At 62.9% G+C, this 24,258-nt stretch carries 20 protein-coding genes and 1 tRNA gene; 9 read left to right on the forward strand and 12 right to left on the reverse strand.

All coding sequences use genetic code 11. The annotated features are described in order from the left end of the window. The 5 genes from UB48_RS10395 to UB48_RS10415 form a co-directional block, all read right to left on the reverse strand. Positions 1-196: hypothetical protein (locus UB48_RS10395; RefSeq protein ID WP_045196623.1), on the reverse strand; the 196-nt coding region annotated here is incomplete at its 3' end. A gap of 167 nt (positions 197-363) precedes the next feature. Beyond that, complete coding sequence (locus UB48_RS10400) at positions 364-1,227, reverse strand: LysR family transcriptional regulator (protein WP_045196624.1); 864 nt, start codon at positions 1,225-1,227, stop codon at positions 364-366. A 196-nt stretch (positions 1,228-1,423) separates the two neighbouring features. Further along, positions 1,424-2,254 carry a nitrilase family protein gene (locus UB48_RS10405; protein ID WP_045196625.1) on the reverse strand — a complete coding sequence of 277 codons (831 nt, stop codon included), beginning with the start codon at positions 2,252-2,254 and terminating at the stop codon, positions 1,424-1,426. Beyond that, the gene (locus UB48_RS10410) at positions 2,251-3,684 is read right to left on the reverse strand and encodes a cytosine permease (protein ID WP_156160189.1); all 1,434 of its coding nucleotides are present in this window, start codon (positions 3,682-3,684) and stop codon (positions 2,251-2,253) included. The genes UB48_RS10405 and UB48_RS10410 overlap by 4 nt, the downstream gene beginning before the upstream one ends. Positions 3,685-3,823: 139 nt before the next feature. Then, on the reverse strand, positions 3,824-5,311 hold the full coding sequence (locus tag UB48_RS10415; RefSeq protein WP_045196632.1) for an aldehyde dehydrogenase family protein: 1,488 nt from the start codon (positions 5,309-5,311) through the stop codon (positions 3,824-3,826). Between the two features lie 159 nt (positions 5,312-5,470). Between UB48_RS10415 and UB48_RS10420 the strand changes: the two genes are divergently transcribed. From UB48_RS10420 to UB48_RS10440, 5 genes are all read left to right on the forward strand, one after another. Further along, positions 5,471-6,415, forward strand: coding sequence for a LysR family transcriptional regulator (locus tag UB48_RS10420; protein WP_045196636.1), 945 nt, complete (start codon positions 5,471-5,473; stop codon positions 6,413-6,415). Between the two features lie 84 nt (positions 6,416-6,499). Beyond that, the gene (locus UB48_RS10425) at positions 6,500-7,912 is read left to right on the forward strand and encodes a DOPA decarboxylase (RefSeq protein ID WP_045196638.1); all 1,413 of its coding nucleotides are present in this window, start codon (positions 6,500-6,502) and stop codon (positions 7,910-7,912) included. Between the two features lie 218 nt (positions 7,913-8,130). Next, positions 8,131-9,300 (forward strand): p-hydroxyphenylacetate 3-hydroxylase oxygenase component, encoded by a 1,170-nt coding sequence (locus UB48_RS10430; protein ID WP_045196640.1) that lies wholly within the window; start codon positions 8,131-8,133, stop codon positions 9,298-9,300. Positions 9,301-9,358: 58 nt separating this feature from the next. After that, on the forward strand, positions 9,359-10,306 hold the full coding sequence (locus UB48_RS10435; protein WP_045196643.1) for a p-hydroxyphenylacetate 3-hydroxylase reductase component: 948 nt from the start codon (positions 9,359-9,361) through the stop codon (positions 10,304-10,306). Positions 10,307-10,409: 103 nt separating this feature from the next. Beyond that, positions 10,410-12,503, forward strand: coding sequence for a TonB-dependent siderophore receptor (locus UB48_RS10440; protein WP_045196647.1), 2,094 nt, complete (start codon positions 10,410-10,412; stop codon positions 12,501-12,503). 9 nt (positions 12,504-12,512) lie between these two features. On the opposite strand, the gene UB48_RS10445 is transcribed toward UB48_RS10440, so the two are convergent. Beyond that, positions 12,513-12,905, reverse strand: a complete 393-nt coding sequence (locus tag UB48_RS10445; RefSeq protein ID WP_045196649.1) for a VOC family protein — start codon at positions 12,903-12,905, stop codon at positions 12,513-12,515. A gap of 98 nt (positions 12,906-13,003) precedes the next feature. On the opposite strand from UB48_RS10445, the gene UB48_RS10450 reads away from it, so the two are divergent. Beyond that, the gene (locus tag UB48_RS10450; RefSeq protein ID WP_045196651.1) at positions 13,004-13,843 is read left to right on the forward strand and encodes a bifunctional 2-polyprenyl-6-hydroxyphenol methylase/3-demethylubiquinol 3-O-methyltransferase UbiG; all 840 of its coding nucleotides are present in this window, start codon (positions 13,004-13,006) and stop codon (positions 13,841-13,843) included. Positions 13,844-13,872: 29 nt separating this feature from the next. Here UB48_RS10450 and UB48_RS10455 read toward each other — a convergent pair whose 3' ends face one another. Next, positions 13,873-15,813: a DNA topoisomerase III gene (locus UB48_RS10455; protein WP_045196653.1), complete on the reverse strand. Its 1,941-nt coding sequence runs from the start codon at positions 15,811-15,813 to the stop codon at positions 13,873-13,875. A 252-nt stretch (positions 15,814-16,065) separates the two neighbouring features. Between UB48_RS10455 and UB48_RS10465 the strand changes: the two genes are divergently transcribed. Then, the gene (locus UB48_RS10465; RefSeq protein WP_045196657.1) at positions 16,066-17,916 is read left to right on the forward strand and encodes a polyurethanase; all 1,851 of its coding nucleotides are present in this window, start codon (positions 16,066-16,068) and stop codon (positions 17,914-17,916) included. 54 nt (positions 17,917-17,970) lie between these two features. Here UB48_RS10465 and UB48_RS10470 read toward each other — a convergent pair whose 3' ends face one another. Further along, positions 17,971-19,248 (reverse strand): bifunctional O-acetylhomoserine aminocarboxypropyltransferase/cysteine synthase, encoded by a 1,278-nt coding sequence (locus tag UB48_RS10470; protein ID WP_045196659.1) that lies wholly within the window; start codon positions 19,246-19,248, stop codon positions 17,971-17,973. A 105-nt stretch (positions 19,249-19,353) separates the two neighbouring features. Next, positions 19,354-20,010 carry a DNA oxidative demethylase AlkB gene (alkB, locus tag UB48_RS10475; protein WP_045196661.1) on the reverse strand — a complete coding sequence of 219 codons (657 nt, stop codon included), beginning with the start codon at positions 20,008-20,010 and terminating at the stop codon, positions 19,354-19,356. Positions 20,011-20,319: 309 nt separating this feature from the next. Here alkB and UB48_RS10480 point away from each other — a divergent pair. Beyond that, positions 20,320-20,393, forward strand: a tRNA-Cys gene (locus tag UB48_RS10480). A 332-nt stretch (positions 20,394-20,725) separates the two neighbouring features. On the opposite strand, the gene UB48_RS10490 is transcribed toward UB48_RS10480, so the two are convergent. The 3 genes from UB48_RS10490 to UB48_RS10500 all read right to left on the reverse strand — a co-directional run bounded on the left by UB48_RS10490 (position 20,726) and on the right by UB48_RS10500 (position 23,405). Then, positions 20,726-21,067: a hypothetical protein gene (locus UB48_RS10490; RefSeq protein WP_052676510.1), complete on the reverse strand. Its 342-nt coding sequence runs from the start codon at positions 21,065-21,067 to the stop codon at positions 20,726-20,728. A gap of 50 nt (positions 21,068-21,117) precedes the next feature. Further along, a complete protein-coding gene (locus UB48_RS10495; protein ID WP_045196665.1) occupies positions 21,118-22,263 on the reverse strand; it encodes an EstA family serine hydrolase in 1,146 nt (381 codons plus the stop codon). 74 nt (positions 22,264-22,337) lie between these two features. Beyond that, the gene (locus UB48_RS10500; RefSeq protein WP_045196666.1) at positions 22,338-23,405 is read right to left on the reverse strand and encodes a fatty acid desaturase; all 1,068 of its coding nucleotides are present in this window, start codon (positions 23,403-23,405) and stop codon (positions 22,338-22,340) included. 289 nt (positions 23,406-23,694) lie between these two features. Here UB48_RS10500 and UB48_RS10505 point away from each other — a divergent pair, with 289 nt between their 5' ends. Beyond that, positions 23,695-24,258, forward strand: coding sequence for a recombinase family protein (locus tag UB48_RS10505; RefSeq protein WP_045196667.1), 564 nt, complete (start codon positions 23,695-23,697; stop codon positions 24,256-24,258).

Here is a 24,258-nt window from a genome sequence, read left to right on the forward strand (position 1 = left end):
TGTCGCCCCGCCACAGGGTGAAAAGCGCGGCCAGGTCGAGCACGCGGTTGAAGTCCACGGCCGGGTCGTGGCTGGCCAGCTCCAGGCTCAGGCGAAAGGGCTGGGACAGGCCTTCCTCGAGGCGGAACTCGACCACTTCGAAGGCGTCGCCCTGCAGGGGCTCGAAGGTGAAGCGCAGGTCGCTTTGGCGGGGCATGGGGGGCTCTCTTGACTAGACCGGCAGATGACGGGATGCCATGCGGGCAGCCCCGGGAAATCTAGGCAGGTGCTAGCTCACGCCTCAAGGGATGAGCTGCAATCAAGAGAGGTCCTACGGCGTCCTTCGCCTTTGTCTGTCAGATGTGTCGGACAGATACCGCTGATTCAGATCACCGGATCCCAGCGCTGAGACCAGTCGCTCTCACCGGCGACCACTTCGCGCAGTACCCTGAACGCCTGTTGCAGCGCCTCGCTGTCGCGCTCGCGGGCATACACCAGGTAGGTGGGGTAGGTGAACTCCGGTGCTTGCGGCACGCGTTCGAATACGCCGCTGTCCAGGTAGGCCTGCACCACGCGGGTACGGAAGTAGCCGCTGCCGCCGTGTTCAAGGATGTATTGCAGCGCCAGCGGCCCGAGGTTGAAGCTCAGCGCCGGGCGCGCGCATTCGGGCAGGGCGGCGTCGTGACGGCGGCGAAAGGCCTGGCCCCAGTCGATGTACACGTAAGGCTCGGGTTTGTCCTTGCGGCGGATGCGGATGAGCTTTTCTTCCATCAGTTGCTCCACCTGCAAGCCCGGGCCGTAGGTGGGCTGGTAGACCAGCACGGCGTCGAGCACGCCCATTTCCACCTTGTGCAGCAACGACTCGCCGTCGCTGACTTCGCTGCGAATGGCGTGGCCGGGCATTTCCCGGTGCAGGGCGCTGACCCAGCCAAGCACCATGGGGTTGCCGAGGCTGACTTCGCCGCCGATGTGCAGCACCTGGTGGCAGCCTTCGGGCAACGGCAGGTCGCGGCGTGCGGCCTCCCAGGTTTGCACCAGCTGGTTGGCGTACACCACGAAGGCCTCGCCGTCGGCGGTGAGGCTGGCGCCGCTGCGGCTGCGGATGAACAGCTGGCAGGCGAGTTGCTGTTCGAGCTTTTGCACCCGGGCGGTGATGGCCGTCTGGGTGACGTGCAGGCGCTCGGCGGCGGACACCAGGCTGCCGGTACGGACGATTTCCAGAAAGGTGCGGGCGAGCTCGATATCCATGGGGCAGCCTGGTGTTTGTGGTGGCCTATTCTAGTGGCTTTGCACGGGTTTGGGGCGTGGTTGTGGTGGCTTTTGTCCCGGATTGCGAGCCCTGTGGGCTCGATCGCTGGCAAGCCAGCTCCCACAGGTACTGTGTACATCTGACCTTGTGGGAGCTGGCTTTGCCAGCGATGGGCTGCACAGCAGCCCCGAAAAATCAGTCGTACAGCACCGGCTGGCGATCCCGGTGCACATTGTTCAAGGCACTGATGCGCTTGTCTCGCGCCTCGCTCAGGTCGAGGCGGGCGTGGATGATTTGCGTGCCGGCCGGCGCTTCATGCAGCGGCCCGGCCAGCGGGTAGCCGTTGGCATCGACAATCACCGAGCCACCGACCCAATCCACTTCGCGCTCATGGCCGTTGCGGTCACAGGCGGCGATGTACAAGCGGTTGACCGAAGCATTGGCCTGCACCCGTACCACTTCCGCGGGCCGCTCGCCGAGCGGTCGCGGGCCGTCCGGCCAGTTCACCGGCGCGCACAGCAGTTCGGCCCCGGCCAGCGCCGGCAAGCGCACCCACTCGGGGAACTCGAGGTCGTAGCAGATCATCACCGCAATGCGTCCGAAGCGCGTATCGATCACCGGCGGCGGTTGCCCACCGGCGCTGAAGATGCGCTTTTCGTCGTTCCACAAATGCGCCTTGCGGTACACCGCGCGCACGCCGTCGGCATCGACCAGGGCGGCGCTGTTGTACAACTCGTCGCGCTCGGTGCGCTCGCAAAAGCCGCCGACGATGACGATGTCCAGCTCCGCCCCCAGCGCTGCCCACTGGCGCAGGGTTTCGCCGTTGGGGGTTTCGGCCAGGCTCAGGGCTTCGTTGCGGTCGGCGAACACATAGCCGCTTTGCACCAGCTCCGGTAGCACCACCACCTGGGCGCCTTGCCCGGCGGCGCTGCGGACAGCCTGTAGGGCGCGCTCGCGGTTGTATTTAAGTTCGCCGACCTGCGGCGCCAGTTGGCAGCAGGCGACCTGGATCAGGGCTGGATTCATGCGTGGGCTTCCTCAAGCTGGCGCTCGCTGGCCGCCGCCAGGCGATGTTCGCCAGGCAGGTCGAGCGAGCGGCAGAGCAGGGCGTAGAGACTGCCGGTGACCAGCAGACCAATGACAAAAGCAATGTCGGCACCACCCAGCGCGGCGGCTGCGGGGCCGGTGTAAAAGCTCAAGGCCATGAACGGCACCATCGCCAGCAAACCCAGGCCGTAGGCGATCAGCCCGGGCTTGCCCCAGGCACCGTAGATGCCGTCGGGGTTGAAGATTTCGCTGATCACGTAGTGGCCCTTGCGCACGCAGTAAAAGTCCACCAGGTTGACCGCGGTCCACGGCACCAGGAAGTACAGCATCAGCAGCACGAAGGTGTTGAAGCTGCCCAGGTAGCTCTCGGGGATGGCCAGGGCGACGATAAAGACGATGGTGGCAATCACGCTGATGCCGGCCACGCGGATCTTCAGCGACGGCGTGACCTGCTTGAAGCAGTCGATGGCGCTGATGCTGGTGAGCATGGCGCCGTAGCAGTTGACCGCCATGATGCCCACCAGCGCCGGTACCGAGATCAGTACAGTGAAGGTGCCCAGGCCCGGCAGGAACTGGTTGCCCACTTCGCGCACACTGGCGATGGCGTCAGGCGCTGGCAAGGCCGAGGCGAGAAAGGCACCGAGGGACATCAGCCACAGGGCCGAGCCGGCCGCGCCCAGGTAGGTCCAGAACACCACTTTCGCCGTCGGCGTGTCGTGGGGCAGGTAGCGCGAGTAGTCGGAGACGTACACCGAATAGCTGATCTGGTAACCGGCGGCCGCCGACAGTTGCACCAGGAATGCGCCCCACGAGAACTGCGGATCCTGCAGGGCGGCGTCGGCCTGCAGGGTCAGCAGGGCGCTGACGGTGAGCACGCCGAACACCAGGATCATCACGTAGGTCAGCCAGCGCTGCACCGTGTGTAGCAAGTCGTGGCCGACCACCGCCAGCAGCACGGCGATGACAATCAGGCCCAAGTACCAGGGCGTGCGTTGGCCGGGCAGCACGGTGTTGATCGCATCGGTGGCGAGGATCACGTTGAAGACGTTGAAACCGATGTAGACGAAGACCACGGCGGCAAACGGCACGATGGCGCCCTTGAGGCCGAACTGGGCGCGCGACTGGATCATCTGCGGCAGGCCCATGCGCGGGCCCTGGTTGGCGTGAAAGGCCATGAAGAAGGTGCCAAAGCACACCCCGAGCACGATCGCCAGGATCGAGTACAGCGCCCCCAGGCCCAGGGCCGGGCCGGTGAAACCGGTGACCATGGTGGTGAGCACGAAGTTGCCGGTGAACCAGAACGGCGCCTGGTGCCAGACCTTGCCGTGGCGCTCGCTGCGCGGCACATAGTCGATTGAGCGAACCTCGATGCGCGGGCGTGCAGCCCCCGCCTTGTTGGCGTTGTCCACGGCAGTACCTAGTGTTGTTTTTATGGGGTAACTGGCCGATGGTCCGACAGACGGTGGGTGAGGGGAATCGTTGGTATCAAAAAATTACTTCATGGAATTCAGAAGTAATGGGCTGCGGCGCAGCCCATCGCGGGCAGTGTCAGTAGCGAATCATCACCGACTTCAGCTCGGTGTAATCCTCGATAAACGCCCCGCCAAATTCACGGCCTATGCCTGAAGCCTTTACCCCGCCAAACGGCACGGCCGGGTCGAGCAGGGTATGCATGTTCACCCACACCGTACCGGCCTGCACCTGCGGCACCAGGCGCAAGGCCTTGCTCAAGTCGTTGGTCCACAGGCTGGCGCTGAGGCCATAGGGGCTGGCGTTCATCAGCGCGATCAGTTGCTCTTCATCGTCATACGGCAAGAAGGTCGCCACCGGCCCGAAGGTTTCCTCGTTGAGCAGGCTGTCGTCCACCGAATTGGCCAGGATCACCGTCGGCTCGACGTAGCAGCCCGGGCCTTCGAGCAAACGCCCGCCATGGATGATCTGGCTGCCCTCGCTGCGCGCCTTGGCAAACAGCGCGCCGAGCCTGGCCTGGTGTTGCTTGTTGCTGACCGGGCCGAATTCGCTGGTTTCATCCAGCGGCGAGCCGATCTTCAGCTGTGCCAGGCGCTCGCTCAAGGCCCCGGTCACCGCCTCGATCTGCGAGCGATGCAGATAAAAGCGCTCGGCTGCTGCGCAGATCTGCCCGGCGTGTAAAAAGCCCGCTTCAATGATGCCGTCCACCGCCGTGTGCAGTGGTACGTCGCGCAGGAACCCGGCCGCATTCTTGCCGCCCAGCTCCAGGGTGGCGCGGGTCAGGTTGGCGGCCATGGCGCTTTGGCCGACGGCCAGACCTGTGGGTACGGAGCCGGTGAACGAGACCTTGTCGGTGCCCGGGTGCTCGATCAGCGCCTTGCCGGCCCGGCCGGCGCCGGTCACCACGTTCAGTGCCCCGGCGGGCAGGCCGGCGTCGATGGCAAGTTCGGCAATGCGCAGGATGGTCAGCGGGGTGAATTCGCTGGGCTTGATGATGATGCTGCAACCGGTCACCAGTGCCGAACCGAGCTTCCACAAGGCGATCATGGTCGAGAAATTCCACGGCACGATGCCCACCACCACGCCGACTGGCTCGCGCAGGGTAAAGGCGGTGTAGCGCTCGCCGTTGAACGAGGGCAGCGACGGGGTGAGGGTCTGGCCGCTGAGCTTGGTCGCCCAGCCGGCGTAGTAGCGCAAGAAATGCGCGGCCTGATCGACCTCGAAATTGCGCGAAAGGGTGATCAGCTTGCCCGACTGGCAGGTCTCCAGCTGCGCCAGTTCTTCGCGGTGTTGCTCGATCAGGTCGGCAAGCTTGAGCAGCACGCTGGCACGCACGGCGGGGGCGGTTTGTGACCATTGCGCAAAGCCACGGCGCGAGGAGGCGACGGCATCGTCGATGGTCTGCGCGGTGGCTTCGGCCACGCGGCTGATGACCTGGTCACTGGCCGGGTCGATCACCTCCAGGTAGCGGGCATCGGCCTGTGGCTGCTGGCGACCGTCGATAAAGCTGCTGTGCTCGCGTTGCAAAAAAACGCGCACCTGGGGCAAAAGGCTGATGTTGCTCATGGGACGAACCTCAAGGGAAAGCAAAGCCCCGACCCTAGCGCAGCGCCCCGGCAGTGGCTTGACTGAGCCTGCCGCCGGCCATGCACCGGCCTGCCAGGCGCTTTGTAATCTGCAAGGTTTGGCCTTAGGCTGCGGCATCCGCCTGTGCAGGAGCGCCCCTTGAACCCGATTTTCGCCTCCCTGAGCATCGCCCACCTGCGCGCGTTGCAGAGCATGCTGCAGCTGAAGAACCTCAGCCATGCCGCCGAGCGCCTGGGCAGCAGCCAGTCGGTGCTCAGCCGCCAGCTGGCACATATGCGCGAAGCCTTTGACGACCCGCTGCTGGTGCGCCAGGGCCGCGGCTATGTCTTGAGTGAACGCGGCGAAAGCCTGCTGCTGCCGCTGGGCCAGGTGCTGGCCGAGCTCGAGGCCTTGCGTCAACCGCAGGCCTTCGAGCCCAAGCGCTGCGAGCGGCGTTTTTGCCTGGCGGCCTCGGACTACATCGCCGAACACATGCTGCCGCTGCTGGTCAGCACCCTTGAGCGCGAAGCGCCGGGGGTGTCGATCGAGTACCGCACCTGGCAACCGGGGCAGTATGAACTGCTCGCCAGCGGCGAAGTCGACCTGGCTACCACGCTGTTCGACGATGCTCCGGCCAACCTGCATGGGCGCATGCTCGGTGAAGACCGCGCGGTGTGCCTGATGCACCGCGAGCACCCGTTGGCGGCAAAAACCGAACTGAGCCAGGACGATTACCGCGCCTGGAACCATGTGCGCATTTCCGGCGGTGGCGACAAGGACAGCTTTATCGACCGCCACCTGCGTGAGCAGGGCCTGAGCCGGCGCATCAGCCTGCAGGTGCCGTTCTACTCGGCGGCGGTGCAGGTGGTCGGCAGCAGCCAGGCGCTGGTCACCGTGCCCGAGCACATTGCCCGCCAGCTCAGCCGCCTGCATCCACTGACCTGGCGGCCGTTGGCGTTTGTCGAGCACAGCCAGCGCTACTGGGTGGTCTGGCACCAGCGCCTGCACGGCTCGGCCGAGCACCGCTGGTTGCGCAACCTGGTGTTCGAGCAGTGGCAGCAGTCGCAGTTCGGCGTGCACGGCGGCCATGCGCATTCGCCATAGCAGCTATGCGCGGGGCGGCGTTTTTTGGCGGTCAGCCAGGGCCTAGACTCAGGCCCACTTACCGCCAATAACAGGAGCCGCTGCATGAGCCCGGAAGAATTTCGCAAACATGGCCACCAACTGATCGACCTGATCGCCGACTACCGCCAGGGTGTCGGCGAACTGCCGGTGATGGCCCAGGTCGAGCCCGGTTACCTCAAGGCGGCCTTGCCCGGCTCGGCACCGGTTCAGGGCGAGCCGTTCGAGAACATTCTCAAGGACGTAGACCAGTTGCTGATGCCCGGCCTGTCGCACTGGCAGCACCCGGACTTTTTCGGCTACTTCCCCTCCAACGGCACCTTGTCGTCGGTGCTTGGCGATTTTCTCAGCACCGGCCTTGGCGTGCTCGGCCTGTCGTGGCAATCGAGCCCGGCCCTGAGCGAGCTGGAAGAAACCACCGTGGACTGGCTGCGGCAGATGGTCGGTTTGTCGGCGCAGTGGAGCGGGGTGATCCAGGACACCGCGTCCACCAGCACCCTGGTCGCCTTGATCAGCGCCCGCGAGCGCAGCAGCGACTACGCCCTGGCCAAGGGCGGCCTGCAGGGGCAGGGCAAGCCGCTGATGATCTACACCAGCGCCCAGGCCCACAGCTCGGTAGACAAGGCCGCGCTGCTGGCAGGCTTTGGCAAGGACAACATCCGCTACATCGACACCGACGACGACTTCGCCATGCGCCCGCAAGCGCTGGCCGCAGCCATCGAACAGGACCTGGCCGACGGCCTGCAACCCTGCGCGGTGGTGGCCACCACCGGCACCACGGCAACCACCGCCCTCGACCCGCTGCAACCGATCGGCCAGATCGCCCGCGAACATGGCTTGTGGTTGCACGTGGACTCGGCCATGGCCGGTTCGGCGATGATCCTGCCGGAATGCCGCTGGATGTGGGACGGCATCGAGCAGGCCGACTCGATTGTGGTCAATGCGCACAAATGGCTCGGTGTGGCTTTCGATTGCTCGCTGTACTTCGTGCGTGATCCGCAGCACCTGATCCGGGTCATGAGCACCAACCCCAGCTACCTGCAGTCGGCGGTCGACAGCAAGGTCAAGAACCTGCGCGACTGGGGTATCCCGCTGGGGCGGCGGTTCCGTGCCCTGAAGCTGTGGTTCATGCTGCGCAGCGAGGGCATCGAGAACCTGCAACAGCGCTTGCGCCGCGACCTGGACAACGCCCAGTGGCTGGCCGAGCAGGTGCGCGGGGCCGAGGGCTGGGAGTTGCTGGCGCCGGTACAGCTGCAGACCTTGTGCATTCGCCATCGAGGTGAGGGCCTGCAGGGTGAGGCGCTGGATGCACATACCCGGCGCTGGGCGGATCAGCTCAATGCCTCGGGGGTAGCCTACGTCACTCCGGCGACCTTGCATGGCCGCTGGATGGTGCGGGTGTCGGTGGGGGCGTTGCCGACCGAGCGTGAGCATGTGGCTGAGCTTTGGCGCAATTTGCAGAACGTCGTGGCGGGGTGAATTTATCGCGGGGCAAGCCCGCTCCCACAGAATTGATGGTGTTCGCTGTGGGAGCGGGCTTGACCCGCGATGCTTTTAACATCCTATGAAAAGTACAATCTTGCCTATGGAAGTTGCATTTTCCCCCTGAGCCAAGCCTCCCATACTGGCCCCTGCATCCGCCGCCACCTGCCACTTCGCAGGCCCTGGCGGACATCCAATAATAAGCAGGGCCCCTCATGAAAAAGCCAAACCCGCTGCTCGAATACCTTCGTTCGATTTTGCCTGCCATCGCCGCCAACGCCGCCCGTGCCGAGCAGGACCGCAAAGTCCCGGCCGAAAACATCGCCCTGCTGAAAAGCATTGGCCTGCACCGTGCCTTTTTGCCCAAGCCCTACGGTGGCCTGGAAATCTCCCTGCCGCAATTTGCCGACTGCATCGCCTTGCTTGCCGGCGCTTGCGCCAGCACCGCCTGGGCCATGAGCCTGCTGTGCACCCACAGCCATCAGTTGGCGATGTTCCCGGCCAAGCTGCAGGAGGAGATCTGGGGCGACAACCCCGACGCCACCGCCAGCAGCAGTATCGCCCCGTTCGGCAAGGTCGAGGAGGTCGAGGGCGGCTTGCTGTTCAGCGGCGAGATGGGCTGGAGCAGCGGCAGCGACCATGCCGAGTGGGCGATTGTCGGCTGCCGTCGGGCCAATGCCCAAGGCACCCAGGACTACTGCTTTGCCGTGCTGCCGCGCAGCGACTACGAGATTCGCGACGACTGGTTCGCCGCCGGCATGAGGGGTAGCGGCACCAAGACCCTGGTGATCGACAAGGTGTTCGTCCCCGAGCACCGCATCCAGAAAGCCAAGGACATGATGGAAGGCAAGTCGGCAGGCTTTGGCCTGTATCCGGACAGCAAGGTGTTCTACTCGCCGTACCGGCCATATTTCGCCAGCGGCTTCTCGACCGTCAGCCTCGGTATTGCCGAGCGCATGCTCGAAGCCTTCCGCGAAAAGACCAAGAACCGTGTGCGTGCCTATACCGGGGTCAATGTCGGCGCCGCCACACCCGCGCTGATGCGCCTGGCCGAGTCCACCCATCAGGTTGCCGCCGCTCGCGCATTTCTGGAAAAAACCTGGCAGGAACACGCCGAGCACAGCGAACGTCACCAGTACCCGATGCGCGAGACCCTGGCGTTCTGGCGCACCAACCAGGGCTACGCGGTGAAAATGTGCATCCAGGCGGTCGATCGTCTGTTCGAAGCCGCTGGCGGCACTGCCTGGTTCGACAGCAACGAAATGCAGCGGCTGTGGCGCGATGCGCACATGACCGGCGCCCATGCCTACACCGACTACGACGTTTGCGCGCAGATTCTCGGCCGCGAGCTGATGGGCCTGGAACCTGATCCAAGCATGGTCTGATAGGCCTCGCCAATAACAACAATGACGGCTGCCGCGCACGGCAGCCGGGGAGTCTTGCATGTCTACCGCAACCGCATCGGCCTTCGACAGCCGCGCCTTTCGCCGTGCCCTGGGCAACTTCGCCACCGGCGTCACCGTGGTCACTGCCGCCGACGCCCAGGGCAACCTGGTCGGCGTCACTGCCAATAGCTTCAACTCGGTATCCCTCGACCCGCCGCTGATTCTCTGGAGCCTGGACAAACGCTCGAGCAGCCTGGCGGTGTTCGAGGCGGCCAGCCATTTTGCCGTGAACATCCTCGCTGCCGACCAGATCGACCTGTCCAATAACTTCGCCAAGCCCAAGGATGACCGTTTTGCCGGGATCAGCTACCAGGCAGGCGAGGGCGGGGCGCCGATCCTCGCCGATTGCTCGGCGTGCTTTCAGTGCGAAACCCAGCAGCTACTCGACGGCGGCGATCACTGGATCATGCTCGGCAAGGTGGTGGCCTTCGATGACTGCGGCCGCTCGCCGTTGCTCTATCACCAGGGCGCCTATTCCATGGTGCTGCCACACACGCGCATGACCCGCCGCGAAGAAGGTCAGCCGCCGAGCAGCCACTTCCAGGGGCGCCTGAGCCATAACCTGTACTACCTGATGACCCAGGCCCTGCGTGCCTACCAGGGCAGCTATCAGCCACGGCAATTGTCCAGCGGCCTGCGAACCAGCGAGGCACGGATGCTTATGGTGCTGGAGAACGACGCCGGGCTGAACCTTGCCGACCTGCAGCGCGAAGTGGCGATGCCGGCGCGGGAAATCGACGAGGCAGTGGCCAACCTCAAGCGCAAGGGCCTGGTGTGCGACAGCGAAGCGGCCGGGCATGTGCGCCTGACCATTGCCGGTATCGACCAGACCGAAGGCCTGTGGAGCATCGCCCGCGAGCAGCAGGACAAGGTGTTCGGGCAATTCAGCGAAGAGCAGATCGCGTCCTTCAAGACCGTGTTGCAGGCGGTGATTCGTAGCTGTTGAGGGGTGATCGCGGGGCAAGCCCGCTCCTACAGGGGCTTGCGCTGTGCTGCTTTTATCTTTCTTCTTAAATTGTTATGTTATTACATAATTTTAAGGAGCCCTCATGAACTACCCCGTAGGAAGGTTATCCCTCGGCCTGTCTGCCTCGCTGCTCGCCCTGCCAGCTGCCGCTGCCGATACCGTGTTGCTCGACGCCCTCAACGTCAACGAACGCCACTATGAAGAAAGTGCAAGCGGCCCGGTGCAGGGCTATCGTGCAACCCGTTCGGGCACCGCGACCAAGACCGACACTGACATCCGCGACACCCCGCAAAGTATCGCCGTGGTGCCCAGCCAGGTGCTCGAGGACCTCAACAGCACGCGCATCGACCGCGCCCTGGATTTTGCCGGCGGGGTCAGCCGGCAGAACAACTTCGGCGGCCTGACCTTCCTCAACTACAGCGTGCGTGGCTTCACCACCGGCGAGCTGTACAAGAACGGCTTTGCCGTCAACCGCGGCAGCTACAGTGCCCCCGACACCTCCAACATCGAGCGCATCGAAGTGCTCAAGGGCCCGGCCGCCAGTCTGTACGGGCGCGGCGACCCCGGCGGGCTGGTGAACATCGTCACCAAGCGTCCGCAAGCCGAGGCCTTTACCCGGTTCAAGGCCAGCGCCGGCAGCTGGGACCGTTACCGCAGCAGCCTGGACGTCAACACGCCGCTCAGCGAAGACGGCCGGGTGTTGTCGCGGGTCAATATGGCGGTGGAGGACAACGGCAGCTTTCGCGATTACGTTGGCAGTGAGCGGCGCATTGTCAGCCCGTCGCTTAGCTGGCAGTTGAGCCCCGAGACCCTGCTGTCGATCGACACCGAGTTCTCACGTACCGAGTCGGTGTTCGACCGCGGCATCCCGGCGGTCAACAACGAACTGGGCTCGGTCAGCCGTTCGACCTTTCTCGGCGAGCCCAACGACGGGCGCATCCGCAATGACAACCAGACCCTCGACCTGACCCTGGAGCACCACCTCAACGACAGTTGGAAGCTGCGCCTGGCCAACCACTACACCCAGGGCCGGCTCAAGGGCAACAGCTCGGAACCGTCGCGAGTGGTCGGCACCAGCATCAGCCGCTTCTACCGCGAGCGCGATTTCGAGTGGAACGACAACATCACCCAGGCCGAACTGCACGGCCAGTTCCAGTTCGCCGGCTGGGAGCACCAGAGCCTGCTGGGCCTTGAGTACGAGAACTACCGCAACAGCCAGAAGTACCCGCAAAGCGCCACTTCGCTCGGCTATGGCCTGGACATCTACAACCCGGTGTATGGCCAGGCGAAACCGCCGTTGACCAATCCCAATGATTTTTTCGAGCGCACCGAAAGCTACGCGCTCAACCTGCAGGATCAGATCGCCTTTACCGAGCGTTTGCGCGGCCTGGTGGGCGTGCGCCTGGAGCATATCGAGCAGACCGCGCAGAACCGCAGTACGCGCGTCAGCAACACTCAGGAAAAGGACGTCGCCACCCCGCGCGTGGGGCTGCTGTACCAGCTCACACCCGAAGTCGGGGTGTTCGCCAATGCCTCGACCTCGTTCAAGCCCAACAGCATCGGCACCCAGGGCCAGATCTACAAACCGGAAAAGGGCCTGGGCTATGAAACCGGGCTCAAGCTGGACCTGTTCGACAGCCGCCTGGGGGCGACCATTGCGCTGTTCCAGATCGACAAGGAAAACGTCATCACCACCGATGCCTTCGGCGACAGCATCGCCGCCGGCAAGGCGCGCAGCCAGGGGCTCGACCTGCAGTTCAGCGGCCAGTTGAGCGAAGCGCTGCGGGTGATCGGTGCCTATGCCTATATCGATGCCGAAGTGACCAAGGGCGATGCCGCCTTGCCCAAGGGCAGCGACTTGCTGGGCATCCCGCAACATAGCGGCAGCCTGATGGCGGTGTATGAGTTTCAGAGCGGACCATTGCTTGGCTCGGACATTGGCGCTGCAGCCAACTACGTCGGCGAGCGTTCCGGCCAGGCCGGCAGCAGCTTTCGTTTACCCAGCTACAGCACGGTCGACCTGCTGGCCCATTACAAAGTCAGCGAACAGGCCACGGTGGGCCTGAACCTGAACAACCTGTTCGATCGCAAGTACTACGAGCGCGGCTACAACGCGGCGTGGAACATGCCGGGGGAGCCGCGCAACTTGATGGTCAGCCTGAGCCTGGCGCTGTAACGCCTGCGATCAGATGCCAACCGGCGTGCACAGCTCCACCAGGGTGCCATCGGGGCAGCGTACATACGACAGGGTTTGCCCCCAGGGCTTGGCTTCGGGGGCCTTCAGCGCCACCGCGCCCGCCGCCACGGCGCGGGCATGGGCGCTGGCAACGTCGTCGGTAACCAGGGCAATCTCCATACCCAATGGCTTTGTCGATTCGCTGGCCGCCAGCACGCCGCCGGCAAAGTGACTATTGCCCAGGGCCAATGACGCAAAGGCGAGGGTGGTGGCGCCGGTGTCCAGTTCGCCATAGTCGCCGGACTCATGGAGAAAGCGCCGGCTCAAGCCGAAGGCCTGCTCGAAGAAAGCCAGCGAGGCGGCGACATCGGGGACGTAGACGATGGTGTATCCGAGTTTCATCAATGCATCCTTGATTGAAGAGGGCGTGGGCGGTTTATACAGCACTTGCCCAGGCCTTGGGTACGCCGCTAAGGTTGCGGCTGCAAAGGAGCGCCAAGATGACCGACCCGATCGAACTCAACCGTCGCAACTGGGATGAGCGTGCGCCGCTGCATGCCGCCTCCGGCGACTATGAAGTGGAAACATTTTTCGCCGACCCCGCGCACCTGTCCGAAGTGGTGCGTTTCGACCTGCCGCGCCTGGGCGATATTCGCGGCCAGCGCGCGGTGCACCTGCAATGCCATATCGGTACCGACACCTTGTCGTTGTCGCGCTTGGGCGCCGAGGTCAGCGGGCTGGATTTTTCTGCGCAGTCCTTGGCCCAGGCGCGGGCCCTGGCGCAGCGTTGCGCAGCACGGATCGACTATGTCGAGGCGGATGTCTATGCCGCCGACCAGGTGCTGCCAGCCGCGGCCTTCGACCTGGTGTACACCGGTATCGGCGCGCTGATCTGGCTGCCGAGCATCGAGCGCTGGGCGCGTACCGTGGCGGCTTTGCTCAAGCCTGGTGGCCGACTGTTCCTGCGTGAAGGCCATCCAATGTTGCTGGCGGTGAACGAGGACCATCAGGACAAGCTGGTCATCGAGTACCCGTACTTCGAGCGCGAGGCGCCGACGGTGTGGGACAGTGGCGAGACCTATGTCGAAACCGACGGGGTGCTGAAGCAGACGGTAACCCACGAGTGGAACCATGGCCTGGGCGAGATCATCAGCGCCTTGCTCAAGCATGGGCTGCAGATTACCGCACTGGAAGAACATGACAGCATTCCCTGGGAGGCGCTGCCAGGGCAGATGAGCAAGGACGAAGGCGGCGAGTGGTCGCTGGACAAGGATCGCTGGCGCTTGCCGTTGAGTTATACCTTGCAGGCGGTCAAGCAGGGGTGGGGGTGTCGACCGTGAGGGCCTCTTCGCCGGCAAGGCCAGCAATCTCACTGCGCTTTTGCCTTCGGCTTGCGCGTTCGCTTGCCTGCCGCAGCGCTGCTCTTGCGCTTTTTCTTCCACGGCGTGCCACCGCGTCCGGCCGGGGGCGCCGGGCCGCTGATGGTCAGGCGCAGGCCGGCACAACGCTCCACCTGCTTGCTCATCCACGCTGATTGCTTGGCGACGAACTCTTCAAGGCTCATTTCGCCGCTTTGCACCATGTCCAGCGCCTGCTCCCAGATCGCCGTGGTGCCTGGGTCGGCAATTGCCCGCGGCACCGCATCGATCAGGCTGAAGGCTGCCGGGGTAGCGCTCAGGGCCTTGCCGTTCTTGACCAGGTAACCGCGATCGAGCAGGCCCTGGATGATTCCGGCACGGGTGGCCTCGGTGCCGATGCCGGTGGTGTCCTTGAGCTTTTGCTTGAGGCGCGGGTCGTCCACCAGCTTGGCGACGTTCTTCATGGCCTTGATCAGGTCGCCCTCGGTGAACGGCTTGGGCGGCTGGGTCCAGAGGTCCTTGAGGGTGACCGCGGCCACCGTGCAGTCCTGGCCTTCGCGCAGTAGCGGCAGTACCTGGGCCACCGGCGCCTCACGGCCTTTGGCCGGGGTCAGGGCCTCGGGTAGGGCGCGGCGCCAGCCCGGCTCGACAATCTGCTTGCCCACCGCGCGCAACGCCTGGCCTGCGCAATCGAACTCGGCCTGGGTACGGTCGTATTCGTGGTTGGGCAAAAACTGCGCCAGGTAGCGGGCGCGGATCAGGGTGTAGACCGCCTTGTGTTTGCCCGGCAGGCGCGACGGGTCGCTGGCGGCGGCGGTGGGGATGATGCCGTGGTGGGCACTGACCTTGGCATCGTTCCAGGCCCGTGAACGGCGCTGGGCCTGCAAGTGCGGCTGCAGCGGCGCAAGGCTGGCATCGGCGCGCTGCAAGGCGGCGAGAATGGCCGGCGCCTCGCTGTGCTGGCTTAACGGCAGGTAGCCGCAGTCGCTGCGCGGGTAGGTGATCAGCTTGTGGGTCTCGTACAGGGCCTGGGCGATGTCGAGGGTTTCCTGGGCGCCGAGGCCGAACTTCTTCGAGCACAGCTCCTGCAAGGTACCCAGGTCGAAGGGCAGCGGTGCGGCTTCGCGCACGCGCTCGGTGGCCACTTTGACCACCCGCGCACTGCTGGCCGCGCCGATGGCGGCGGCGGCCTGCCGGGCCAGGGCCTGGTTCAGGCAGCGGCCCTGGTCGTCACAGGCATCTTCGGCGGCGCGCCACTGCGCGGTGAATGGCTCGCCGGCGCTTTGCAGCTGCACGTCGATGGCCCAGTAGGCCACCGGCACGAAGTCAGCGATGCTGCGGTCGCGGTCGACCACCAGGCGCAAGGTCGGCGTTTGCACCCGACCCACAGGCAGTACGCCCTGATAGCCGGACTGGCGACCGAGCAGGGTGAACAGCCGGCTCATGTTCATGCCGATCAGCCAGTCGGCCCGCGAGCGGCCCAGGGCCGAATGGTAGAGGCTGAAGGTTTCGCTACCGGGCTTGAGCGCCGCCAGGGCCTTGCGGATGGAGGCGTCGTCCAGTGCCGACAGCCACAGGCGGTTGATCGGCCCGCGGTAGCGGCAATGCTCGACCAGCTCGCGGGCGATCATTTCGCCTTCGCGGTCGGCGTCGGTGGCGATCACCAGCTCGCGGGCCTCGCCGAGCAGGCGCTTGACCGCCTTGAACTGGCTGGCGGTCTTGGGCTTGACCAGCATCTTCCACTTTTCGGGCACGATCGGCAGGTCGGCCAGTACCCAGCGCTTGTAACGCGCGTCGTAGCTGTCGGGTGGAGCGGTCTCGAGCAAGTGGCCGATGCACCAGGTGACGGTAACCTCGGTGCCGACCCAGCAACCGTCGCCACGGCGGTTGGCGCCGAGAACCTTGGCGATGTCTTTGGCCTGGGAAGGCTTTTCGCAGAGAAACAGGCGCATGCCGTTCGATCTATGGTGGGTGAGGGCCATAGGATGCGCAGGATTGAGGGGCGTGGCAAGTTTTATCTGTATGGATATACAGCTTGATGTTGCCGGTGCTGACGAAGAATCCCCCGCGCTTTTGGCCAGCTTGCCATCGATGTTGCCATGGACGGGCCAATTGCCCCTGTGGCAGCGTTTGGGTTTGCCCACGGGTGTGTCAACGGACGATGTCGCCAGGGTTACCTGCCACCTGCACAAGGATGTATAGCCATGCCTGTTTTCGATTACCGCCACCTCGACAGCGCCGCTTCCAAAGCCCTCTACAGCGACGCCATGGCGCTGACTCTGTATGCCTACCACGGCATCGACAACGGCTTTGCCGTTGGCTACCAGCAGCACGGTTTTGGCCTCGGTTTACCGGCCACCTTGATCAAGGCGCTGATCGGCGGCACCGACAGCCAGGGCGCGATCCCTGGCATCCCCTGGAACCCCGACGCCGAAGCCCAGGCCCTGGCCGCGGTAAAGGCGGCAGGCTGGACGCCGATCAGCGCCAGCCAGCTGGGTTACCAGGGCACTACGGATTTTCGTGGCACCTTCCATGGTGAAACCCGCGGTTACACCAGTGCCCAGGTCGAGATACTTGGCAAGTACGACGCCGCCGGCCAGTTAAGCGGCCTGGGCATCGCCTTTCGCGGCACCAGCGGGCCGCGGGAAAACCTGATCGGCGACACCATCAGCGATGCCATCCACGACCTGATGGCGGCCTTTGGCCCGGCTGACTTTGCCAAGAACTACGCCGCCAATGCCTTCGGCCGGCTGTTCGATGATGTCGCCCGGTTCGCCCAGGCCAACGGCCTGAGCGGCAGCGACATCACCGTCAGTGGCCACAGCCTCGGTGGCCTTGGTGTCAACAGCCTGGCCGAGCTTAGCAACGACACCTGGGGCGGGTTCTATCAGGACGCCCGCTACGTTGCCTTTGCCTCACCCACCCAGGCCAGCGACAGCAGCAAGGTGCTGAACATCGGCTACGAGAACGACCCGGTGTTCCGCGCGCTCAATGGCTCGAAAACCGACTGGGCAACCTTCGGCGTGCACGATGCGGCCAAGCCTTCGAGCACCGACAACATCGTCAACTTCAACGACCACTATGCCTCCGATGCCTGGAACCTGCTGCCGTACTCGATCGGCAACATCGCCACCTGGCTCTCGCACTTGCCGAGCGCCTACGGCGACGGCCTGGGGCGGGTGCTGGACTCGGCATTCTATGAATGGACGGCCAAGGACTCGACCATTGTCGTCAGCAACCTGTCCGACGTTCGCCGTGGCTCGACCTGGGTCGAGGACCTGAACCGCAACGCCGAAGCGCACAAGGGCAGCACCTTTATCATCGGCTCCGACGCCGGCGACCTGATTCATGGCGGGCGCGGCAATGATTACCTGGAAGGGCGCGCCGGCAACGACACTTTCCGTGACGATGGCGGCTACAACCTGATCGACGGCGGCGCCGGCCACGACACCTTGAAGCTCGGCCAGGCGCTGGACAAATTTGATGTCGCCCGTGATGGCAACGGCACCCTGTACCTGCGTGACAGCAGCGGCGGCATTAGCCTGGTCAAGCAGGTCGAAACCCTGGTCAGCAAGGAATCGAGCCTGCTGTTCTTCAGCAAGCAAGTCAGCCACCAGATCGACCCGGCGGGGCTGCTGAGCAGCGGCAAGGTTCACGCCTACGCCGCCAGCCAGAACGGTACGCCAGGCAATGACAGCCTCAAGGCGGGCGCGCAAGGCCAATGGCTGTTTGGCCTGGACGGCAACGACCATCTGCAAGGTGGCCGTGGCAACGATGTGTTGGTCGGTGGCGCCGGCAATGACGTGCTGGTATCGGGCGGTGGCAGCGACACCTTCCTGTTCAGCGGCCACTTCGGCCAGGATCAGGTGCAGGGCTTCGACGCCAATGACCGACTGGTGTTCATCGGCGTCGAAGGTGGCACGGCGCAACCGGACATTCGCCAGCACCTGAGCCAGGTGGGCAGTGATGCGGTGCTGAGCTTCGGTAGCGATAGCGTGACCCTGGTCGGGGTGTCGGCAGATAGCCTGAGTGCGGCGCAGGTGGTGATCGCTTGAGTCCCCGCTGCGCCCGCTAGTCTCATCAGGCCGCGCTGATGTCGCCGGATGGCATCAGCCGCGGCTGGCCTCCAGCGCCTGGCTCAGGTCGGCAATGATGTCATCGCTGTGTTCGATGCCGATCGACAGGCGCACCATGTCCCGCGGCACGCCGGCGCGTTCGAGTTCTTCATCGTTGAGCTGGCGATGGGTGGTGGAGGCCGGGTGGCAGGCCAGGGATTTGGCATCGCCGATATTGACCAGGCGCACCACCAGCTGCAGCGCATCGATAAAGCGCGCACCGGCCTCCTGGCCGCCCTTGATCCCGAACGACAGGATCGAAGCCGGCTTGCCTTCAGTGTAGCGTTGGGCCAGTCCATGTTCAGGGTGATCAGGCAGACCGGCGTACTTCACCCAAGCGACCTGCTCATGGCCTTGCAGATAGTGGGCGACCTTAAGCGCGTTCTCGGTGTGCCGCTCCATGCGCAGGGCCAGGGTTTCCAGGCCTTGCAGAATGAGGAAAGCGTTGAATGGCGACAGCGCCGCGCCGGTGTTGCGCAGCGGCACCACCCGGCAGCGGCCGATAAAGGCCGCAGGGCCAAAGGCTTCGGTGTAGGTCACGCCGTGGTAGGACGGGTCGGGGGTGTTGAGCAGGGCGAAGCGCTCTTTGTTGTCGGCCCAGGGGAACTTGCCCGAGTCGATGACGATGCCACCGATGCTGGTGCCGTGGCCGCCGATGTACTTGGTCAGCGAGTGGACGACGATATCGGCGCCGTGCTCGAACGGCCGGCAGAGGATCGGCGTGGCCACGGTGTTGTCGACGATCAGCGGTACGCCATGGCGGTGGGCGGCATCGGCCAGGGCCTGGAGGTCGACGATATTGCCGGCCGGGTTGCCGATCGACTCGCAGAACACTGCCTTGGTGCGGCTGTCGATCAGCGCTTCGAGGGCGGCGATGTCGTCGTGGGCGGCAAAACGGGTCTGGATGCCGAAGCGCGGCAGGGTATGGGCCAGCAGGTTGTAGGTGCCGCCGTAGAGCTTGGCCACCGAGACGATGTTGTCACCGGCTTCGGCCACGGTCTGGATCGCGTAGGTGATCGCGGCCATGCCCGAGGCCACGGCCAGCGCACCGACGCCGCCTTCCAGCGCCGCCATGCGCTGTTCAAGCACGTCGTTGGTGGGGTTCATGATCCGGCTATAGATGTTGCCGGCGACTTTCAGGTCAAACAGGTCGGCACCGTGCTGGGTGTCGTCGAAGGCAAAAGAGGTGGTCTGGTAGATCGGTACCGCGACGGCCTTGGTGCTCGGGTCGGGGCTGAAGCCCGCGTGGATGGCCAGGGTTTCCAGCTTCATGCAATCGTTCCTTGAAAGTCGGGGGAAGGGGGCTAGAGCATGGAGCGGCCAGGGAGCGACGGTCAAGGCCTGCAGGCGCGGGCTTGCTACGCAATTTCGAGCTGCCTAGCCTGCCTTGCGCAAGGTCAGGTTGATCCGCCGGCTGCCCAGCACAGGGTGACTGCCCGGTTTGAGCGGCAGCACGCCATGAAAGCGCAGGCGGTCTGCGCCGCCCCAGACCATCACATCGCCATGGCGCAAGCCGATGCGCTGCGTGGCTTCGCTGCGGCTGTGGCCGCCGAACTGGAACACCGCCGGCAAACCCAGCGACACCGAAACAATCGGCTGGCTGTAATCGCGTTCATTGCGGTCCTGGTGCAGGCTCAGGCGGTTGCCCGGCTGGTAGCAGTTGACCAGGCAGGCATCGGGCTGAAAATCGGCAAAGCCTGCGGCTGCAGCGGCCAGCGCTGCCAGCTCGCTCAACGCCGCTGGCAGCGCTGGCCAGGGCTGCTGGCTGAGTGGGTCGACCGGGCTGTAGCGATAACCGCGGCGATCACTGACCCAGCCCAGCGCCCCGCAGTTGGTCAAACCTACCGCCATGTTCAGGCCACCGGGGGTGACCATGTGCCGAAACGGCGCGCAGGTGATGATCTTGCGCAACTCAGGCAGCAGCGCCTCGACCCAGGCCAGGGCAAAGCCGGGCAACACCACGGCCTGCTTGCCGATCCATTGCGGCTCGGCGGGGCTGGCGGGGTTGAACAGGTCCAGTTCGGTTTGCATCATAAGCAGCAATCTGGGCAGCGGATGGTGTGTAGAGCCTGTATAGTAACGCGCTTTGGCGCCTGTGCTGTCACCCTGTTACTTGCGCGCAAAGCCCGCACTGCAGGGCGCCCGAAGCCCCTCGAAGAAAAAAATAAAACTTTTTGAATTCAAGGGGTTGCCAGAGCAGGGGAATGAGTACATAATTGCGTCCATCGAAAACGAGGCACGAAAAAAGCCTAGCGTTTTCAAGGAGATAGCAGTTTTAGCAAGTTGTTTCCTTAAAGAGTTGTACATGTTTGAGATCGCAGTTTCAGGGTCTCGGGCATTTGAGGCCGAGTAGCAAAGTGGTTATGCTCCGGATTGCAAATCCGTCTACGCCGGTTCGATTCCGACCTCGGCCTCCATTATTGAAAGCCCCGCAGATTAACGTCTGCGGGGTTTTTCTTTGCGCGCAGAAAAGGAGTCAGGATGAGAGGTCTAGAGAAATTCGTATCGCTTCAATTCTTGCTTACAGTGGCTTTCATCGCGCTGGGTGGCTACCTACATGGCGCCGGCAAGGTCGGGTTTTGGGGCATGTTCACAATCATGATGTTGCCGAACATCGCTTTTGCTGTGCACCGGCGTGTCCAGCGCCGCAAGAGCGCTTGACGGCCCCGGCCTCTGCCAGGAGTGTCATGGCACAAGCGAGCCGATAATGCCGTCTCGCTCCAGCTCTTCTAAAGGGCAATGCAGTGGCTTACGGTGCGTGCCCGAATTTACCCCGCAGTTCATCCTCGATCTTCTGGCAGGCACTGCTGATTATGCTGCGCCCATTGGCAGGCCCCGTATAAGACGCTTCGCGTTCGCGGCAGAGGTCAATTGCAGCTTGCGCTTCGGACTGTTCCTTGCTTTCAGATGAGCTTGCGACATATGCGCCGAACCCAAGCAAAACAATGCCAAGGACAACAACCGTAATGCCTGTCTTGGCAAACACGCCTAGGGTTTTCTTGCTCAGGTCGGCATGGCAATGCCTGCAGCGTCGCGCTTGCGCCTTGATGGTTTCAGCGCAGAAGGGGCATTGTTTTTCGGATGGCTGCAATCTTGATCTCCTTGTCAGGGCGGCCATCCTACCCCCAGGCAGCCCCTGAATCAAAGCGCCGCATAGACCAGCGATGACAGCCGGCTAGGGCGCGGATCGATCATCGTATGACTGCCCGAGGTGGTGGTGACAAAACCAAAGCTCACTTGCCGTTCGGGGTCGGCGAAACTTATCGGGCCGCCAAGCCCGATATGGCCAAAAGTCTGCGGGCCCATGGCGTGGGAGGCCGTCGGGTCGCGTTGCTGCTCAAGCATACAGCCCAGCCCGTAACGCATTGGTCGCATCCAGACCCGATCCATGCCATGACTGTGTTCTCGCCGGAACTCATTGAGCAGTTCGCGCCCGATGAAGTTGCCTGCCAATAGTGCGCTGTAGAAACCGGCCAGGCCGTGCGCGGTGCCATGCCCGCACACACCCGGTTGCCGATAGGCCCACCAGCGCGGGTCGCTGGTGCGTTTAGGCACCATGCCGGGGTTGGTGAAGGCGAAGGTCGCGATGTGCGTTGGCTGGTTTTTCAGCACAGCGCGCAAGCCTTGCGAGTAAGGGTCACCGACCCGCCCCCTGGCGCTGTCGAAACGGGCGATACGGTGAAAGTGTTTTTCGTCGACGCCAAGGTGAACGTCCAGGCCATGGGGCTGCAGAATCTGTGCGTGGATAAAGTCGCAGGGGTCTCGTCCGTCCACCCGCCGAATCAACTCGCCGAGAATCCAGCCAAAGGTGGTGGTGCCGTAGCCCAGGTCGGTTCCCGCTTCCCACCAAAGCGGCTCGGCGGCCAGAACCCGGACCATATGCTCCCAGTCATACATCATGGCGTTATGGTCGGGGGCGCGTAGCGCCGGCAGGCCTGCGGTGTGGCTCATCACCTGGCGCAAGGTGACCTTTGCCTTGCCATTCTGGGCGAACTCAGGCCAGTAACGGGCAACCGGCGCATCGAGCTCCAGCTTGCCCTGTTCAACCAGCATCAATACCGCTACCGCGACATAGGGTTTCACCACGCAGAAGGTGTTGGCCAGCGTATCGCGGGTCCAGGGCCTGGTGCCTTCCTGGTCCGCCACGCCGGCCCACAGGTCGACAACCATCTCTCCGTCAATCTGCACGCAGAGCCCGGCACCGCGCTCCTGCGGATCATCAAACATGTCCTCGAAGGCCTGCCGGACCGCGTCGAACTGACTCGCACACATCCCTTGCGCTTTCATATTTCACACTCCTTGTAGCTGAACACCATTACCGAGGGCCAAAACATTGATGGCGCAGCGTCAGCCGCCACCCATCAACCCCGTGAGCGAGTTTGAACGTGGTTCATGGAAAAACGGTTGGCTCGTTTGTAAGTGCCGAAGTCATTGAAGCGCACACCCGCCTCGGCCATGACTTTATGCGCATACGGCGCGGTCATCTGGCGAAGATAAAATGGGTCTCTTACCACGAAATGGTGAATGCTGTGGGTGCTGCCGAAGTTGAAGCAGAACAACTGAAACGGCCACAGCCACCACGGGTTCATTACCTGGGTTTGTTGCAGCGCATTGCGCGGAGCGACATCGCCGTAATAGTGCATGTTTGAACTTATAAAGAATAGGCAAAACTGCCGTATCAGGTTCGGCGCGATAAGGATAACCACGACGCTATTAACGACATCCATCAGTGCCAGGGTTGCCGCAGAGCGGTGAACTTCGGCGCCGATGATTGACCCCAGCCACCCATACAGGTGATAGCCGAGAAATACGTACCAGCAGCCCCAGTACAAAAGCCCGAACGGTGTATTGAGGCGAATGATTTTGCCTAACAACCTTACCTTTTGTCGCCATCCCGGCGCGAAGATCGCATTTAAAAATCCAAATATAAATCCATCCATCAGTTTCAACAGCCGCAATACGCCCCACGGGTTGCCACTGGTGGTGATCCATGCTTCGACATCCGAATCCGTGCCGGACTCCTTGTGATGATGAAAATGCAGGCTGCGCCTTAGCCACGGGCTGGGCATTCCTGGCCGGGCCAGCCAGCACATGAACATCATGGCGTTATGGGCCAGCGGCTGCTTTCTGAAATAAAGGCGATGAATCAGATCATGTTCAATTTCGTGTATGAACGACGTCAACAGCGCGTTGATTAAAATACACGTCCATGCCGGGATAAAACCCTTCAGGTAGAGCCCGCCGGTAACCACCATTCCCACCAGGGAAAATACCATGACACTCGCGCCCAAGGCACTTTGATACTGCAAGATCGGATAACGCTGGCGCAGGTAATTACCATGCTCGGTAATGCGCCGGGTTACATGTTCAATTTTTTCCTGGTCGGTAATTGACTGGTCAGTTTCGACGGTGTTTTCCAAGGCATTCATCCCTGTATCCTCTGTTTACGTCGGGGAATTGCGTGTGCACGGTAAAACAGGCGCATTCGCACTCGCCGCGTGAATGGACGCGGCTCATTCAAGAACTGCGAAATCGACGGTGTGGCAAAAACTTGTTAGGATCATTTCAAGCTTCAAAATGATAAGGTAAGTTTAAGTCTTTGCAACTGTGTATTTTGGGTGGGCTAAGTGTGACAGGCGTTTGTGTAAGGATTTGATGATTTAGTTACAGTTTGTATAAGTTTTGAGTACGGCGTACAGCTAATGCCAAGGAGGCACCATGAGATTGCACCGCATCAAATATCTCCGGCTCTCTCTACAAGACGCCGAGGGCCGCGTAGAGAAAAGAACCAGCCATGATGTATTTGACGCCGTGTTTTGCGATGAACCTACGGACAATGCCGCCAATCGTGCAGGCCTTGAAAAGCTGTTTCGCTACCTACAGGGCGGGGATACTGTGGTAGTGGACAGCATGGCATCGCTCAGCTCCAGTACCGAGCAGCTGTGCACGCTGATTCGACAGTTGGTTGAAAAGCAGGTAACGCTGGAGTTTTTGAACGAAAGCCTGGTGTTCCGGCATGACGATCTGGAGGTTGTACGGCCTATTATTTCGGTAATGGAGGCACTTGCAGAGTTTGAACGCGTTGTGGCCAGGGAAAAACAGGCAGCCGGTATTGCCGCTGCCAAAAATCGTGGATCTTACAGTGGGCGCAAGAAGAAACTGTCTGACAATCAGGTTGTAAGTTTAATTGACCGCGCCGGTGCAGGAGAAAGTAAATCCAAATTGGCGCGTGATTTTGATATCAGCCGTCAGACACTTTATCGGTACTTGAAATCGACCTAG

It is taken from the genome of Pseudomonas sp. 2(2015), assembly GCF_000955865.1.
Taxonomy (GTDB): Bacteria; Pseudomonadota; Gammaproteobacteria; order Pseudomonadales; family Pseudomonadaceae; genus Aquipseudomonas.

Excerpts from the sequence above, each read along its gene's own strand:
- UB48_RS10400 (WP_045196624.1), bottom strand. The coding sequence starts at position 1,227 with ATGGATATCGAGCTCGCCCGCACCTTTCTGGAAATCGTCCGTACCGGC.
- UB48_RS10405 (WP_045196625.1), bottom strand. The coding sequence starts at position 2,254 with ATGAATCCAGCCCTGATCCAGGTCGCCTGCTGCCAACTGGCGCCGCAG.
- UB48_RS10415 (WP_045196632.1), bottom strand. The coding sequence starts at position 5,311 with ATGAGCAACATCAGCCTTTTGCCCCAGGTGCGCGTTTTTTTGCAACGC.
- UB48_RS10425 (WP_045196638.1), top strand. The coding sequence starts at position 6,500 with ATGAGCCCGGAAGAATTTCGCAAACATGGCCACCAACTGATCGACCTG.
- UB48_RS10430 (WP_045196640.1), top strand. The coding sequence starts at position 8,131 with ATGAAAAAGCCAAACCCGCTGCTCGAATACCTTCGTTCGATTTTGCCT.
- UB48_RS10435 (WP_045196643.1), top strand. The coding sequence starts at position 9,359 with ATGTCTACCGCAACCGCATCGGCCTTCGACAGCCGCGCCTTTCGCCGT.
- UB48_RS10440 (WP_045196647.1), top strand. The coding sequence starts at position 10,410 with ATGAACTACCCCGTAGGAAGGTTATCCCTCGGCCTGTCTGCCTCGCTG.
- UB48_RS10445 (WP_045196649.1), bottom strand. The coding sequence starts at position 12,905 with ATGAAACTCGGATACACCATCGTCTACGTCCCCGATGTCGCCGCCTCG.
- UB48_RS10450 (WP_045196651.1), top strand. The coding sequence starts at position 13,004 with ATGACCGACCCGATCGAACTCAACCGTCGCAACTGGGATGAGCGTGCG.
- UB48_RS10455 (WP_045196653.1), bottom strand. The coding sequence starts at position 15,813 with ATGCGCCTGTTTCTCTGCGAAAAGCCTTCCCAGGCCAAAGACATCGCC.
- UB48_RS10465 (WP_045196657.1), top strand. The coding sequence starts at position 16,066 with ATGCCTGTTTTCGATTACCGCCACCTCGACAGCGCCGCTTCCAAAGCC.
- UB48_RS10470 (WP_045196659.1), bottom strand. The coding sequence starts at position 19,248 with ATGAAGCTGGAAACCCTGGCCATCCACGCGGGCTTCAGCCCCGACCCG.
- alkB (WP_045196661.1), bottom strand. The coding sequence starts at position 20,010 with ATGATGCAAACCGAACTGGACCTGTTCAACCCCGCCAGCCCCGCCGAG.
- UB48_RS10495 (WP_045196665.1), bottom strand. The coding sequence starts at position 22,263 with ATGAAAGCGCAAGGGATGTGTGCGAGTCAGTTCGACGCGGTCCGGCAG.
- UB48_RS10500 (WP_045196666.1), bottom strand. The coding sequence starts at position 23,405 with ATGAATGCCTTGGAAAACACCGTCGAAACTGACCAGTCAATTACCGAC.
- UB48_RS10505 (WP_045196667.1), top strand. The coding sequence starts at position 23,695 with ATGAGATTGCACCGCATCAAATATCTCCGGCTCTCTCTACAAGACGCC.